Raw genomic sequence first — 15698 nt, forward strand, 5'->3', positions numbered from 1 at the left:
TCCCTTGAATGAACGGGCCTTGAATGAAAGCGCCTTGAACGGACGGGCCAGTCCGACGGCTTTGCCCGGCTCGCCCCCGTTATGCGACCGCGCGATCCTCCAATCGCGGCTGCATCGGACTGTCGCCGTCCCGGTCCGTGGCGCGCCGTCACGTGTCACGTTACCGTGATCCACGCTATGATAAACGATGTTCGGAAAACAAGAAAAATCGGGCTCCGCGACCAGGGCGCGGTCGCGGAGTCTCGTGACCGGAAGGGTTCAGACGCGAGGCTCGTGCCGAACGTCGCCACGCTGCCAGGCCGGACGGTCGGGCCGGATCAACTGACCTTCACATGGATTTGCGCGGGGAACGGGGCCCGGGCTGGCTGTCCGCGATCCTGCGCGCCAGGAACGGCGCGCTGCAGGTCCACGCGAAAGGCGGGCCACGGTTCGGGCTGGAGCATACTGAAGCGCATGCCTTCGATCTGGACCCGCACGGCGGCGGGCTGCATCTTGCCGCCGGTGTTCCCCAGCAAGCGGTCACACGCCTCTTCGTGCAACCTGAACAGCGCGCGGCTGACCGCGGATTGCGTGCGGCCCACGTGCCCTGCCGATTTCACGACGCTGCCTGTGGCCGTCGCTTCCGTTGGCGGGGCGCGGTCAAGATGACCCGACAGCCGCGAAAGAGGGAACGCCGAGTTGACCCAAGGCGCGGATCAATTCCAGTTGCAGGATATCGAAGGCGCGCTCGGCGCCGCGCTGGCCGCCGGCGCCGACGCCAAAGGCCAATGCCCGACCGGCAAAGGTAAAATCCGCGCCGCGTGCCTTGGCCCGAAACATGTCCGCGCCACGGCGGATGCCGCTGTCGAGGATGATCGTCATGCGCCCTCCAACGGTCTCTGCAATCGCTGGCAGCGCGTCGATGGTGGCCGGGCCGAAGGCGACCTGCCGGCCGCCATGGTTGGAGACGACGATGCCGTCACAGCCCAGTTCCGCGCATTGCGCGGCGTCTTGCGGATGCAGGATGCCCTTGACCAGAAGCTTGCCTTTCCAGCGCGCCCGCAGGCGTTTCAGGTCCTCCCAGGTAAAGCCCGGTGTGATGAGGGTTTTCTGGACATCCGCGTAGGATGTCGCGCCTTGCAGAAGGTCCGCGTAATTGGCGATATTCGGCTTGCCATGGATCAGCGTTTCCAGTGACCAGCGCGGATTGGCGATCAGCCCGGCGACGACCTCTGGCGTGATCCTGAACGGCACGGCAAGCTGGTTGCGGATGTCGCGGTCGCGCTTGCCAGCCGCCGGGACATCGGCGGTGACCAGCATTGTGGTGTAGCCCGCCGCCTCGGCGCGCGCGATCAGGCCTTCGGTCACGTCTGCATCGCTCGAGACATAGAGCTGGAACCAGCCATTGCCGTCTGCGGCCGTCGCCAGGGCCTCCAAAGTGGTGGAGGCGGCAGAGCTCGCGACATAGGGGATGTTGCGACGCTTGCAGAGTTTTGCCAGCGTCAGGTCCGCACCCGGCCAGAAGGCATTGAGCATACCGATCGGCGCCATGCCGAATGGCGCACCGTAGGTCTGACCGAACAGCGTGGCCCGCATATCGATGTCGGAGACATCGACCATGTAGCGGGGCGTCAGTTCGACCTCCTCAAAAGCTTCGATATTGCGGCGCATGTTGCGCTCGCTTTCCGCCCCGCCATCGACAAGGTCGAAGGCAAAGCGGGGAATGCGCCGCCTGGCCCGCAGGCGCAGATCGTCGATCGAGGCGGCACGGTCCAGCCCCATCAGATCGACCATCCGCCATCTATGGCAAAGGCCTGACCGGTGGTGAACCCCGACATGTCACCGGCAAGGTAGCAGACCATTTCCGCAATTTCTTCGGGCTGGCCCAGCCGCCCCATCGGCTGGCGCTCCTTGAAGGCGGCGAGTGCTTTGTCTAAGTCGCCTGTCGCGGCAAGACGGTCGTTCAGCGACGGGCTCTGGACCGTGCCGGGGCAGATCGCGTTACAGCGAATGCCGTCCTTGACGAAATCCGCGGCGATGGACTTGGTCATGCCGATGATGGCGGCTTTTGAGGACCCGTAGGCAAAGCGGCGCGGCGCGCCCTTTTCGCTGGAGACGATCGAGGCGATGTTGATCACCGACCCGGTCCCGGCGTCGAGCATGCCCGGCAGAACCGCCTTGGTAATGCGGAAGATCGCCTTGGCGTTCAGATCAAAGGCCCGGTCCCAGACCGTCTCGTCGCAATCGAGGATCGTGCCGTCATGCACCCAACCGGCACAGTTCAGCAGGATCTGTACGGGCGAGACGGAGGCGACAAGCGCCTCGACCGCAGCACCATCCAGCACGTCGAGCTGGTGACCGGTGATGTTGGGCGTTGCCTGCGCGAGCGCCTCGACCGCCGCGCCGTCGATATCGGTGGCGATCACCTGCGCGCCCCGTGCGGCCATCGCCTCGGCACTGGCGCGCCCGATCCCGTTCGCCGCCGCCGTGACCAGCGCGGTTTTTCCGGCAAGTGTCTGTTCCATGATGTCCCTTTCATCGTGCGAGCCAGCCGCCATCGACGGTGACCACGCTTCCGTGGCAATAGGTGGCGGCGTTTGAGGCCAGAAAGACAGCGGCGCCGGCGATTTCCGAAGGGTCTGCGAAGCGCCCCGCGGGGATGCGGTCCAGCAGGGCCTTGGAGCGGTCCGGATCGTCCCGCAGCGCCTGCGTGTTGTCGGTCGCCGTGTAGCCGGGCGCGATGCTGTTGACGTTGACGCCGTGCGGCGCCCATTCGTTGCACAGCGCTTTCGTCAGGCCTATTACAGCGTGCTTGCTGGAGACGTAGGCCGGAACGCGCAGCCCGCCCTGCGCGCCCAGCACCGATGACACAATGATGATCCTGCCCGAGCCTTGCGCGACCATGCGCTTGCCCGCCGCCTGAGACAGCAGCCAGACGGAGTCGAGGTTGACCGACAGCACGCGCTGCCAGTCCTCGAGGGCCATGTCGATGCTGTCTTCGCGGTGGATGATCCCGGCATTGTTGACCAGGATATCCAGACCGCCGAGCGCGTCCGCGGCAAAGCGCACGACCTTCTCGGCACCGTCCTGATCCATGCCTGTGAAATCAGCCTTCACGGCCGCGCCCGTGCGCCCCATGCCCTCGATCCTGGCAAGAGTGTCTTCGGGCTGGTGGCTGCGGTACGTCAGCGCCACATCGGCCCCGGCGGCGGCAAGGCCGAGGGCAATGCCCTCGCCGATGCCGGTCGCGCCGCCGGTGACCAGGGCCTTGCGACCTGTCAGATCAAACGGATTGTCCATGATCAGTACCGGTTCGCGATAGGCAGGTCTTCGGCGGGAAAGAGCGATATGACCTCGCAGCCGTTCTCGGTCACAACCACTTCTTCCTCGATCCGCGCGGCTGAGAATCCGTCCGCGGCCGGGCAGTAGGTCTCTAGCGCAAAGACCATGCCGGTCTTGATCTCCATCGGGTGGTCGAGGCTTACGGCGCGGCTGATGATCGGGCGCTCGTGCAGCGCCAGACCCAGACCGTGGCCGAATTGCAGGCCGAAGGCCGCATCCTCGGACGGGAAGCCGAGGCTTTCGGCTGTCGGCCACACCTTCGCCACCGTGTCGGTGCTCACGCCGGGCCTGATCAGCTCGATCGAGGCGTCGATCCATTCGCGGGCCTTCACGTAGGCGTCATTCTGCGCCGGTGTGGCGCGGCCCACGTTGAACGTGCGGTAGTAGCAGGTTCGGTAGCCCTGGTAGCTTTGCAGGATATCGAAGAACGCCTGATCGCCCGGCCGGATGAGCCGGTCGGTGAAGTTGTGCGGGTGCGGTGTGCAGCGCTCGCCGGAGATCGCGTTGATCGCCTCGACATCGTCGCTGCCCATCTCGTAGAGCATCTTGTTGGACAGCGCGACGATATCGTTCTCGCGCACGCCGGGCTTAAGTTCCTCGTAGATCATGTGATAGACGCCGTCGACCATGCTTGCGGCCTGCGTCAGAAGCTGGATCTCGTCCCAGTTCTTGATCTCGCGCGCCGCCAGCATGATCTGCTGCCCGTCGATGACGTTGATGCCCTCTTCCTGAAGGGCATGGAACATCGCCGTTTCGGCGTAATCCACGCCGACCGGCATGTCGGCCATGCCCGCGTCCTTTATCATTTCCGCGATCATCTTGGCATATTTGCGCATCAGGCCGAACTCGGGCGGGATGGTTCCGCGCATGCCGACCACGCCTGCCAGGCAATGGCTGGGCTCCAGCCAGTCGGAATATTTCTGGTGGTGCACCGCGGCCGAGCCGAAATCCCACACATAGGGGCTGTCATCGCCGGTCAGCAGGCAGAAGCGGCACATCTTGTCGCGCTCCCACTCGCCGATCTTGGTGGCACTGACGTAGCGGATGTTGTTGACGTCGAACAGCAGCAGCGAGCCCGCCTGCGACTCCTGCAGGGATTGCCGCGTGCGCGCCAGCCGGTAGCGGCGCAGGCGGTCGTGATCGATGCGGCGTTCGAAATCCACGGACATGTGGCCTGGCGATGGCAGCTTGGCCTCCCACTGCCAGTTGGGTTCAAGATCCTGCGGGGTCAGCAGGTTCGGCATGAGCGCTCGTGACATGGATATAACTCCGGTTAGGCGTCTGAAAGTTTGCGCCGTTGGATAGAGGGATCGCGATGACTGTGTGGTGCAGCAGGGTCCGTGCCCTTGCGTGTCACTGGATGCACCAGCCGCCATCGACGTGGATCATCTGGCCGGTCATGTAGTCGCTGTCATTGCTTGCGAGGAACGAGGCGGTGCCGGTGACGTCCTCGGGGTAGCTGACCCGCTTGATCTGCAGGAAATTCTCCACGATGTCGTCATAGGCCTGCCCCGCGCGCTCCTTGAAGCCCATGTTCACGAGGTCCTTGTCGAGTTGTTCCCAGAGCGGTGTGACCACGACGCCGGGCGCATAGCCGTTGACGGTGATATTGTGTTCGGCGAGGCCGAGGGCCCCGCAATGGGTCAGCGCGAGGCAGCCGTATTTCGAGGTACAGTAGACGGTCACGTCGATGAGCGGCTTGCGCGAGGCGATACTGCCCACGTTGATCAGCTTGTAAGGATGCCCGTCCATCGGGCCCTGGTCGATCATCTGGCGGGCGACCTCCTGCATGCCCAGCCACATCGCCTTGGTGTTGACGTTCATGATCATGTCCCAATTGTCTTCGTCGATATCCATGAAGAACTTGGGCTTGTTGAGACCCGCGTTGAACAGGCCGACATTGATCGAGCCGAACGCCTCGACCGTGGCCGCGACGGCGGCGGCATTGTCTTCGCGCTTGGACACATCCATCTTTACCGTGATCGCCTGCCCATTGTCGGCATTGTTGATGCGGTCGGCCACCTTCTGTGCCTCCTCGCGGTCGAGATCGCCAAGACAGATATTGGCGCCCTGTGCGGCAAAGCTCTCGGCGTTGGCGGCACCCATGCCGCGGGCGGCCCCGGTGATCAGGATGTTCTTGCCTTTCAGGCGGTTGGGATCCATGAGTTTCTCCTCCTCAAATCACGATGGTCCGGGTCTCTCGATCAGCGCCTCGGCCCTTTCCTGGGCCCGGCGCAGGGCGGTGCGGGGGCTGATCAGGCCGCGCAGCATGTCGTGGAATTCCTCGCCGCAGACCTGTATGATCCCGTTGATCTCCGGCACCGGCGGGCGCGGCCAGAATTGCAGCTCGTCGCGCCAGGACATGGCGTCCACGGCCTCGAATATCGGCGAGGCACGGCGCACCTCGGCATCGGCGCCCACGGAATAGCGCGGGTTGGTTCGGCTGCCGTTCTGGACATAAAGCTTCTGCGCCTCGGGGCTGGTGAAGACGCGCAGCGCCTCGACCGCGGCCGCCACCCGGTCGGGCGCGAGATTGGCCGGAATGCCCATCACGTAGCCCCCGACCGGCGCCACATTGCCCGCACCCGGACCGTGCGGGTGCGGCAGATAACCGGTCTGCCCATACGCGGGCGAGGACGGGTCAAGCTCGAAATACGGGGCCAGCAACGTGTAGCCATAGGCCATGGCGATCCGGCCCGCCGCGAAGGGGCGCACCCGCTCGTACCAGGACATCGACAGGATGTCGGGCGGCGAATAGCGCAGCAGGTCCATCAGGAATTCCGCCGCCCTCAGCCCCTTCTCGGTGTCGATGGTCACGCGGTAATCGCGCTCGGCCAAGCGGTCCGTGTCAAAGCTCCCCGCCACCTCGGGCAGATCGAGCACCGGCTGGCCGAAATCGGCCATCGTCATCAGCACGGTATGGCCCAGAGCGGTGCCGCGCGCCGCGTTCCAGCCGATCCCGTAGCGGCCCGTTTGCGGCGCGTGCATCCTGCGCGCGGCCTCGAGCACCTCATCGGTGGTCGCGGGCGGCTCGAGCCCCGCCGCGGTCAGCAGATCGCGGCGATAGAACAGAAGCTCGGGCGTGGTCTGCGCGGGTACGCCGTAAGGCCGCCCGCCCCAATGCGCCGCCTTCCATCCGGCGGTGTGAAAATCTGCCGGGTCGAGCCGTGCGACATCCATGATCTCGTCCAGCGGCATCAGGATGTTCCTTTCGACGAACTCGCCGATCCAGGGCAGGTCCAGCGCGATGATGTCGTAGCGGCTGGACGTCCGCTCGGCATTGCGCAGCGCCTCGTCGCGTAGCCGGTCGATGGAAAAGGCGCGCTGATTGATCTGCGTGCCGATCACCTGTTCGAACTGGCGCTTGAGGTTTTCCATCACCATGAAAGTGGGGTCGCCGTGCACGAGGACGCGCATGCCGCCCGTCAGCTTGAGCGGTTCGGGCAGAACCTGGATCGGCGGAATCGCGTGGGCGGTCATGTAGGAGCCGCCGAAATAGTAATCCCGCGCGTCCTCACGATCGCTGTGACTGTCGAAATAGACTTCGGCCAGCCGCCGCACCCGCCCCGACATCTGGCTCCATTGCTCCAGCAGCCTTTCGCTGGGATGCATGGAGAAGCTCTTGCCCGATTTCGTGCGCGGGCGCTGGTCGATCAGACCGGCCTCGATCATCTCGCGAAGCCGCCGGTTGGCGGTGGCATAGGGCACGTTGCTCGCGGCGATCAGCGAGGTGGGCGTCATCACCCGGGCTTCGAGATGTCCCTTTATCGCCTGCAGCGCCATGCGGAAGACCGGGTTGGGATCATGCAGGTCGACGGCGGTCTCCAGCTCGTTGCTGCAATCCTCCAGAAAGGCCAGAAGGCGCAGCAGGTCTCCCGTCGCCAGCGACGCCTGCATCGTCTTGTCCGCGTTTGCGCTCATTGCGGTCATGACGGCGGAAGACTCCCTTGCCGGTCGGTGCGGGGATCCCGCCAAAGACCTGTTCAGATTGGATGGATTCGATTTCACCATCGCGCTGCTCCCTCATGATTGTCCAAATTGGCAGGCGCAGAATATCGCCGATATATCCGAAATGGATAAAAATTTTTCCAGAATGGAGATATTTCCCGCATTACGGGGCAGGCTTTGAGGGCAGACTTGGCAAAGTCGTTCGGGATTCCGGATGATGATTCCCCCATTTCGGAGGAGGCGGGGGAACGGACATGACAGGAACACTCGGGGAGGAGTACCTGATGAGACTACGCACAGTTCTCGCAGCGACCGCGGCCAGCGCCGCGATGGTCAGTGCCGCCCAGGCGGATGGCTACCGGATCGGCATCACCCAGAACAATGTCGGCGTGGACAGCTACCAGACGACCTATGAACAGGCGTTCATCGCGGCCGCAAAAGAGGATGACGGCATCGAGGCCGTGGTGCTCGACGCCGGCGGGGACGTGGCGCGCCAGATCGCACAGATCGAGGACCTTATTCAGCAGGGGGTCGATGCCATCATCATCTGGCCGACCAATGGCGAGGCGGTGATCCCGGCGGTGCGCAAGGCAAAGAAGGCCGGCATCCCGGTGATCGTGACCAATTCCAATATCGACGAGCAGGGGTTCGACTTCATCTCGTCATTCTCGGGACCCGACAACATTCAGCAGGGTGCAAGCGCTGCCGAGATCATGTGTGACAAGTTCAAGGACCTGGGCATCGCGGACGAGGCGCGGGTCGCCCACATCACCGGCCAGCCGGGCTACACCACCGCGATCGAACGCGCCAAGGGGTTCGAGGATCGCCTGCCCGAGATCTGCCCCGATGTCAGCGTCATCGACACTCAGCCGGGCGACTGGAACCGCGAGAAGGCCCGACAGGTCATGGAGGCATTCCTGACCAAGTATGATGATATCGACGGTGTCTATGCCGGCGATGACAACATGGGCGTTGGCGCGCTCAACGCCGCCAAGGCAGCCGGGCGCGACGGCATCGTCTTCGTTGGTGCCACCAACTTTGCGGTGGGTTACGAGGCGATGGAGCGCGGCGAATACTGGGGCTCGATCTACCAGTCGCCCGTCGATGACGCCGAGGCCGCCCTGCAGACCGCCATAGACGTGCTTGACGGCGAGGACGGGCCCTTCCTCAACTACTTCGACACGCCGAAGATCACTCAGGACAACATGGACGAGTTCAGCAAGCCGGTCTTCTGACGTATCCTGGCCGCCTTACCGGGCGGTGCGGCGGATGCCGCGCCGGCCCGGTGTCGGCCGGATCCGTGGCGCGTGATCCGGCAGGACATGCTGACATCGCGATCCGCGCACGCTGCGCCGGCATGTTGCGCCGGTAGAGCGCGAAGCGTGACGACCGGACGAGATCGAGGATCGGCGCAGGCAGGTGATCCACCCGCGCTGCACCGTTCAGTGCCGGTTTCGATGCAAGATTCAGGGGGCAAAGGATGGGCCCCGACGGAGGAAAAGATGGTGGCACTCACGAAAAAGGATATCGGAGGCTTGCTGGCCCGACAGGGTATCCTGGTGGCCTTCGTGCTGTTCATGATCGGCTTCACGCTGGCCAACGGACAGTTCCTCGATCCTGACAACGTCATGGGGGTCATCCGGTCTTCGGCGATCCTCGGGGTCATGGCACTTGGCGTGACCTTCGTCGTGATCAGCGGCAATCTCGATCTCTCGGTCGGGTCGATGATGTCGTTCTCCACCATCGTCGTGCTCGACCTGCATGACAAGATCGGCCCGGCGCTGGCGATCCCGGCCATGTTCGCGATGACGCTCGCGCTCGGGGCCTTCATCGGGTTTCTTGTCGGCTACCTCAAGCTCAACTCGCTGATCGTGACGCTGGGGATGCTGTCGGCCATTCACGGTCTGACGCTTACCTATTCGGGCGGCAAGAACATGGATATCGCCGACAAGGAAGGCACCTGGTTCAGCGTCTTCGGTCGCGGTGAGGCTCTTGGCATTCCGGTGCCGATCCTGATCTTCCTGTTGCTCGCCTTGGGGCTTGGCATGTTGCTTGCCAAGACGCCGTTCGGGCGAAAGGTCTATGCCGTGGGCGGCAATGGCATGGCGGCGACGTTTTCGGGCATTCCGCGCGCCCGGGTCGTGTTCAGCTGCTATCTCGTCTCGGCCTTCTGCGTGGCGACCGCCGGGCTTTTGCAGGCCAGCCGCTCCATGGGGTCGCAGAACACCGTTGGCCAGGGGCTGGAACTCGAAGTGCTTGCCGCGGTGATCCTCGGGGGTGCCTCGCTGATGGGCGGCTCGGGCACGATATTCAAGACGGTGATCGGCGTGCTGATCCTCGGTTTCATCCAGAACGGGCTGCTGCTCGTCGGGCTGCCGTTCTACGTCCAGTATGTTGTGACCTGGGTCATCATCATCCTTGCGGTCTGGCTCGATATCGCCGCCAAGCGCGGCCGCCTCTGGTCCCCCATCGCGTGAACAGGAGAACAGCAATGGCACCCGGTACTCTCAGCGGATTTCTCAAATACGGCGCGATCTGGGGTTTCATCGTCCTGGAACTGGTCTTCTTCACCGTGGCGGGGCAGTTCCTGTCGATCAGCGACAACGCATTCATGGATGCCGACAACATGCTGCTTCTGTTCAAGCAGTCGGCCCCGATCGGCATCATCGCGATGGGCATGACCATCGTCATGATCAACGGCAATATCGACCTTTCGGTCGGCGCGACTTATGCTCTCGCCGCCGTCGTGCTGCTCGACTCCATGACCTGGCCGATGTTTGCGGGCCTCGGCGACTGGGTCATCCCCGTGGCCTGCCTGCTGGCCTTGCTGACCGGTGTGGTGCTGGGCGCGATCAACGGGCTGATCGTGTGGAAGACCGGCGTCGATGCCTTCATCGTCACGCTCGGCGCGATGCTTGGCTATCGCGGCCTGGTCTTCATGTACAACGGCGAACAGCCAACCAGCCACCTCAACTGGACACTGGTGGATTTCGCCGAGGCGCAATTCCTCGGGCTGCACACGGCCACGTGGTTCCTCTTGCTGGTCACCGCGGCGATCTGGTTCCTGATGAACCGCACGGTGCATGGGCGCAACGCCTATGCCATCGGCAACAACCGCGAGGCGGCGGTGAATGCGGGCATCCGGGTCGGGCCGCACATGCTGATCAATTTCATGATCATCGGCTTTCTGGCCGCGCTGTCGGCCGTCGTGTTCTATGCCGAAAGCGGCTCGGTCAATCCCAATGACGGCGAGCTTTACGAGCTTTGGGTGATCACCGCGGTCGTGCTGGGCGGCACCAAGCTCAGCGGCGGGGCGGGGTCGATCATCTCGACCTTCGGCGGGGTGATCGCGATCCAGTTGCTGCGCAAGGGGCTGGCGCATATCGGCGCGGACACCTCGACCGTGAACCTCGTGATCGGCCTGATCCTGATCGCGGTGCTGCTTCTCGACCGGCAGCTGAACGTGAAGGGCAAGGAGGAGTTGAAGATATGACAGGCCAAACCCCCGCGCTGCGGCTCGAAGGAATCGTCAAGACCTTTCCCGGGGTGCGTGCGCTCGACGGTGTGTCCCTCGACGTCATGCCGGGCGAGGTCCACGCCCTGATGGGCGAGAACGGCGCCGGCAAATCCACCCTGATGAAGGTGCTGGGCGGGATCCATCAGCCCGACGAGGGCCGGATCCTCGTGGGCGAGACCCCGACTGTCATGATCTCGCCGCTGCACGCGAAATCCAAGGGCATCGTCTTCATCCATCAGGAGCTCAGCCTTGCCGAAGAGCTGAGCGTGGCCGAGAACATCTATCTCGGGGAACTGCCGCGCAAGCGCTTCGGGCTGGTCGATTGGGCCACGCTTTACCAGCGGACCGACGCGATCCTCGAAACCCTGCGGGTGGGATTCAACGCCCGCACGCGCGTCGGTGACCTGTCCATCGCCAACCAGCAGATGGTCGAGATCGCCCGCGCACTCACCGTCGACGCCAAGGCGGTGATCTTTGACGAGCCGACCGCCTCGCTCACCGATGCCGAGAAGGTGGTGCTTTTCGACGTGATCTCGGATCTGCGGTCGCGCGGCGTGGGCATCATCTACATCTCGCACCGCATGGAGGAAATCTTCAAGATCACCGACCGGATCAGCGTGCTGCGCGACGGTGGGTATCGCGGCACGCTTGTCACCGCCGAGACCGACGAGGAAGCGGTCACCCAGCTGATGATCGGGCGCAGCCTCGATCTCAGCCGCGTCGAGAGCCATCACCAGATGGGCGAGGTGGCGCTCGAAGTGCGCGGGCTGTCCTGCGGCCATCTCTTCGAGGATGTCAGCTTTGCCGTGCGCCGCGGTGAAGTACTGGGATTCTACGGCCTCGTCGGGGCCGGGCGCACCGAGATCGCCGAAACTCTGTTCGGCCTGCGCGACCCCTCTGCCGGGACCATTCATCTGAACGGCCAAGAGGTGCGCATCCATTCCCCTGCCGATGCCATCGCGCGCGGCATCTCCCTGGTCCCCGAGGATCGCAAGGCGCAAGGTCTGGTGCTGGGCATGAATTGCCGCGACAACATGACCCTGCCGCAGATCGATGATCTCAAGGCCGGGCCCTTCGTGGCCGAGGGCTCGGAAATCGCGATCTTCGACCAGTATCGCGACAAGCTCGACATCCGCACGCCGGGCTGGAAACAGAAGGTGGGCAATCTCTCGGGCGGCAATCAGCAGAAGATCGTGATCGGCAAATGGCTGTCGATGCATCCCGAAGTGCTGATCGTGGACGAGCCGACCCGCGGCATCGACGTGGGCAGCAAGTCGGAGATCCACAACCTCATCCGCGACCTCGCGGCGCACGGCTATGCAGTGATCGTCATCAGCTCGGAAATGCCCGAGGTGCTGCACGTCTCGGACCGCATCGTGGCGATGTATTCGGGTCGGGTCATGCGCACCTTCACCTCCGAGGAGGTCACCGAGGACAATCTGATCCAGGCCATTTCCGGTCTCAATGCCGGCCAGGCCGCCTGATGCGAGTGGTCGACGCCGGGCGGTGAAGGATCGCCGTGCCCCGCAGTTCACCGAAACACTCCGCCGGGGCGCTCGTCGGGTCGCCGGACGCGGGCCAGAACGATGAAAACGCCAACTATTCGAAGGTAAGGAAACCTTATGAAACTTCTCCGCTATGGCGCGCCCGGGGCCGAAAAGCCGGGCTTGCTCGACCCGTCGGGACGCGTGCGTGATCTCTCCGGCAAGGTTCCGGATATCGCGGGACAGACGCTGCGGCCCGCCGGCCTGCAGGCCTTGCAGGATCTCGATATCGATACGCTGCCCGTGGTGGATGGCATCCCTCAGGAGGATCTTCGGCTCGGACCCTGCATCGGCGACATCGGCAAGTTCGTCTGTATCGGGCTGAACTACGCCGATCACGCTGAAGAGGCCGGCATGCCGATCCCCGCAGAGCCGATCATCTTCAACAAATGGACCTCTGCCATCGTCGGTCCGAACGATCCGATCCAGGTCCCCCGCGGCTCGGTGAAAACCGATTGGGAGGTCGAACTGGGCGTCGTCATCGGCGAGCCGGGATCCTACATCGACGAGGCAGACGCGATGCGCCACGTGGCCGGCCTTTGCGTGGTCAACGATGTCTCCGAGCGCGAATTCCAGATCGAACGCCTCGGCACCTGGGACAAGGGCAAGGGCTGCGATACGTTCGGGCCGACGGGGCCGTGGCTCGTGACGCTGGACGAGATCGCCGATATCGACGCGCTCGACATGTGGCTGGACGTGGACGGCGAGCGGATGCAGACAGGCACGACCGCAACACTGATCTTCAGGATCCCGCACCTTGTGTCCTACTGCAGCCAATTCATGAGCCTGCAGCCCGGCGATGTGATCTCGACCGGCACGCCTCCGGGCGTCGGCATGGGCCAATCCCCGCAGCGCTATCTGCATGGCGGAGAGGTCGTGACGCTGGGGATCGCGGGTCTGGGCGAGCAGAAATCGAGGGTCTTGCCAGCCGATTGAGTGTCGCGGATAGCTTGGCCGACGATGGCGTCCGAACTCCCGCGCTTGCGGCACATTCCGAAACCTTGGCCCCGGCCGCATACTCCTGCAAGATCCCCACGATCTGTTCCCCGGTAAAGCGTGATGTGCGCATGGTCTGTTCTTCTCGTTGCGGCGAACGTTAAAAGAACAAACTTTCCGGATGAATGGCGCGGTCTTGCGGCGGCAGGTCGGACGCATGTTCAAGGTGAAAGACCATGCTATCGGCAGCGATGCGTGATCGCATATTTGCCGATGCGGCACCACATGCGTAAGGGTCGCGCGTCCGAGACTTCCGCAGACAGCGAGAGAACAACCCACAACGCACGAGCCGCCCAGAAGGGGGCAATTTGTCCGATGCGCAGGTCCGGACTGTTCCGTCTCAGGCCTTGAGGCGATATCCCGTGGCCAACATCCGCCAGGCCAGCAGGCACACCGCCAGCGTCGATCCGGCCCCCACCGCGAGGCCCAGCATGGGCGTGCTGTCGGAGACGCCGAGCACGCCGAAGCGCGCGCCGTCGATCAGGTAGAAGACCGGGTTGTAATGGGTGATCGTGTTCAGAACGGGCGGCAGCGCCTCGACCGAGTAGAAGGTGCCCGACAGGAAGGCCAGCGGCGTGATGACGAAATTGGTGATCGCCGCCATCTGGTCGAACTTGTTCGCGAAGATGCCCGCGACGATACCAAGCGCGCTCATGAAGGCGGCGCCAAGAAAGATGAACACCAGCGCCCAGGCTGGATGCGCCGGCACGATCCCCAGCACTGCCGTCAGTGCGACGGCGATGGCCACCGCCACGAAGACCCCGCGCCCGATGCCGCCGGCGAGGTAGCCCAGAAGCATCTCGCCCGATGACAGCGGCGGCATCAGCGTGTCGACGATGTTGCCCTGCACCTTGGAGATCACGATCGACGACGAGGTGTTGGCGAATGCGTTCTGGATCAGCGTCATCATCAGGATGCCGGGGGCGATGAAGGTGGTGAAATCGACGCCCATCACCGCGCCGCGCTTCGGCCCGATGGCGATGGAAAAGATCACCATGAACAGCCCTGCGGTGATCAGCGGTGCCATCAGCGTCTGCGTCCAGACCGCGAGGAACCGGCGGTTCTCGCGTTCCGCCAGCGTCATCAGGCCCAGCCAGTTCACCCGTCCGAAGCGGCGCGTGCCCATCGGCAGCGTCATCTCGGGCGGGGATGTATCGGCGGTGTGATCGCGCATGCGAACCTCTCGGTGCGTGTATCATGAGGGGAAAGCGGCGCCGCCGGCTGTGCCGACCGGCCCGATCCCTTGTATCTCGGGCGTGCATCACTACAATAGCAGTTCGACGGAAATGACAAGGCGGGGGGGCAGCGCCCTTGCTGCCTCTCAAGGCATCAGGATGCAAGGAACCCTTCATGGCGTGGAATGACGAACGCGTGGATCTGTTGAAGAGGATGTGGAGCGAAGGCCAGTCCGCAAGCCAGATCGCGAAGGAACTGGGCGGCGTCACGCGCAACGCGGTGATCGGCAAGGTGCACCGCCTCGGCCTGTCCAATCGCACCGGCGCGGGCGTCATCGCCGCAGAGGTCGAGGTCGTGCAGGTCGAGACCGACGCCCCGGACGAGGCCGAGGCGGACGCCCCTGCCGAGCCCACCGCGCCGCCGGGACCCGATCCCGTGGCAGAGCACGCAGCAGCCGAGATGGACGATGCCGAGGCCGCCCCCGCGCAGGCGAACATCACGCGGGTGCGCACCATCGTGCCCGCCGGCCAGCCGCTACCGCCACAGCCTTCGGCCAACGAGATCGACCCCGAGGCCCTCGCCAAGGTCAGCGAGATCGAGAAGAAGGCGAAGAAACTGAGCCTGATGGAGTTGACCGAACGCACCTGCAAGTGGCCCGTCGGCGATCCGGCGACCTCGGATTTCTGGTTCTGCGGTCTGCCCGTCCAGTCCGGCAAGCCCTATTGCGAGGCGCATGTCGGGGTCGCGTTCCAGCCGGTTTCGGGACGCCGCGACCGCAAGCGATAAGCCCGAGGCATCGGGGTCATCGGCGCGGCCGTGGCCGCGGTCCTGCGAGCATGCAAATGAAAGGTTTCGAAAATGGGTCTTGAAAGCATATTGGTCGCGCTGCTTGTCGGGGCCGTCGCGGGCTGGCTGGCCGGGTTGATCGTCAGCGGCACCGGTTACGGGCTGCTTGGCAATATCGTCGTCGGGATCGTCGGCGCGTTCATCGCCGGCCTGATCCTGCCGCGGCTGGGCCTTGGCCTTGGCGGCGGGCTTTTCGCGGTGATCCTGCAGGCAACGATCGGCGCGGTGATCCTGCTGGTTCTCATCCGGCTGATCAAACGCGTCTGAGGCGCGGGACCGGGCGGTGTTTGCATCCGCGTTGACGAAGGTTTCCGGATAACGCACGGTTGAATCTAGGCCCGCCCGGATCC

The 15698-nt window shown here is 64.1% G+C and carries 16 protein-coding genes; 8 read left to right on the forward strand and 8 right to left on the reverse strand.

Annotation, left to right across the window (positions count from 1 at the left end; genetic code table 11):
* Positions 1-317: 317 nt before the first annotated feature.
* From V8324_RS08435 to V8324_RS08465, 7 genes are all read right to left on the reverse strand, one after another.
* Positions 318-515, reverse strand: coding sequence for a hypothetical protein (locus V8324_RS08435; protein WP_336419492.1), 198 nt, complete (start codon positions 513-515; stop codon positions 318-320).
* A 124-nt stretch (positions 516-639) separates the two neighbouring features.
* A complete protein-coding gene (locus V8324_RS08440) occupies positions 640-1773 on the reverse strand; it encodes an alpha-hydroxy acid oxidase (RefSeq protein ID WP_336419493.1) in 1134 nt (377 codons plus the stop codon).
* The gene (locus V8324_RS08445) at positions 1761-2504 is read right to left on the reverse strand and encodes an SDR family oxidoreductase (protein WP_336419494.1); all 744 of its coding nucleotides are present in this window, start codon (positions 2502-2504) and stop codon (positions 1761-1763) included. The genes V8324_RS08440 and V8324_RS08445 overlap by 13 nt, the downstream gene beginning before the upstream one ends.
* A gap of 10 nt (positions 2505-2514) precedes the next feature.
* Positions 2515-3279 (reverse strand): SDR family oxidoreductase, encoded by a 765-nt coding sequence (locus tag V8324_RS08450; protein ID WP_336419495.1) that lies wholly within the window; start codon positions 3277-3279, stop codon positions 2515-2517.
* A gap of 2 nt (positions 3280-3281) precedes the next feature.
* On the reverse strand, positions 3282-4580 hold the full coding sequence (locus tag V8324_RS08455; protein WP_336419496.1) for a M24 family metallopeptidase: 1299 nt from the start codon (positions 4578-4580) through the stop codon (positions 3282-3284).
* Between the two features lie 94 nt (positions 4581-4674).
* Entirely contained in the window at positions 4675-5484 is an 810-nt protein-coding gene (locus tag V8324_RS08460; protein ID WP_336419497.1) for an SDR family NAD(P)-dependent oxidoreductase, read from the reverse strand.
* A gap of 18 nt (positions 5485-5502) precedes the next feature.
* Complete coding sequence (locus V8324_RS08465; protein ID WP_336419544.1) at positions 5503-7242, reverse strand: extracellular solute-binding protein; 1740 nt, start codon at positions 7240-7242, stop codon at positions 5503-5505.
* Between the two features lie 7 nt (positions 7243-7249).
* Between V8324_RS08465 and V8324_RS08470 the strand changes: the two genes are divergently transcribed.
* The 6 genes from V8324_RS08470 (at position 7250) to V8324_RS08495 (ending at position 13266) form a co-directional block, all read left to right on the forward strand.
* The gene (locus tag V8324_RS08470; RefSeq protein WP_336419498.1) at positions 7250-7450 is read left to right on the forward strand and encodes a hypothetical protein; all 201 of its coding nucleotides are present in this window, start codon (positions 7250-7252) and stop codon (positions 7448-7450) included.
* A 103-nt stretch (positions 7451-7553) separates the two neighbouring features.
* Positions 7554-8504 (forward strand): sugar ABC transporter substrate-binding protein, encoded by a 951-nt coding sequence (locus V8324_RS08475; protein WP_336419499.1) that lies wholly within the window; start codon positions 7554-7556, stop codon positions 8502-8504.
* 267 nt (positions 8505-8771) lie between these two features.
* On the forward strand, positions 8772-9746 hold the full coding sequence (locus V8324_RS08480) for an ABC transporter permease (protein WP_336419500.1): 975 nt from the start codon (positions 8772-8774) through the stop codon (positions 9744-9746).
* A 14-nt stretch (positions 9747-9760) separates the two neighbouring features.
* Entirely contained in the window at positions 9761-10762 is a 1002-nt protein-coding gene (locus V8324_RS08485; protein WP_336419501.1) for an ABC transporter permease, read from the forward strand.
* Positions 10759-12270: a sugar ABC transporter ATP-binding protein gene (locus V8324_RS08490; protein WP_336419502.1), complete on the forward strand. Its 1512-nt coding sequence runs from the start codon at positions 10759-10761 to the stop codon at positions 12268-12270. Before V8324_RS08485 ends, V8324_RS08490 begins: the two co-directional genes overlap by 4 nt.
* A 138-nt stretch (positions 12271-12408) precedes the next feature.
* Positions 12409-13266 (forward strand): fumarylacetoacetate hydrolase family protein, encoded by an 858-nt coding sequence (locus V8324_RS08495; RefSeq protein ID WP_336419503.1) that lies wholly within the window; start codon positions 12409-12411, stop codon positions 13264-13266.
* Positions 13267-13666: 400 nt separating this feature from the next.
* On the opposite strand, the gene V8324_RS08500 is transcribed toward V8324_RS08495, so the two are convergent.
* A complete protein-coding gene (locus V8324_RS08500) occupies positions 13667-14500 on the reverse strand; it encodes an ABC transporter permease (protein WP_336419504.1) in 834 nt (277 codons plus the stop codon).
* Positions 14501-14676: 176 nt separating this feature from the next.
* Here V8324_RS08500 and V8324_RS08505 point away from each other — a divergent pair, with 176 nt between their 5' ends.
* Together V8324_RS08505 and V8324_RS08510 are read left to right on the forward strand one after the other, a co-directional pair.
* Positions 14677-15288 (forward strand): GcrA family cell cycle regulator, encoded by a 612-nt coding sequence (locus V8324_RS08505; RefSeq protein WP_336419505.1) that lies wholly within the window; start codon positions 14677-14679, stop codon positions 15286-15288.
* 72 nt (positions 15289-15360) lie between these two features.
* Positions 15361-15615 (forward strand): GlsB/YeaQ/YmgE family stress response membrane protein, encoded by a 255-nt coding sequence (locus V8324_RS08510; RefSeq protein WP_336419506.1) that lies wholly within the window; start codon positions 15361-15363, stop codon positions 15613-15615.
* The last annotated feature ends 83 nt before the right edge of the window (positions 15616-15698 follow it).

It is taken from the genome of Roseovarius sp. D22-M7, assembly GCF_037083785.1.
In the GTDB taxonomy this organism is placed as follows: domain Bacteria; phylum Pseudomonadota; class Alphaproteobacteria; order Rhodobacterales; family Rhodobacteraceae; genus Roseovarius.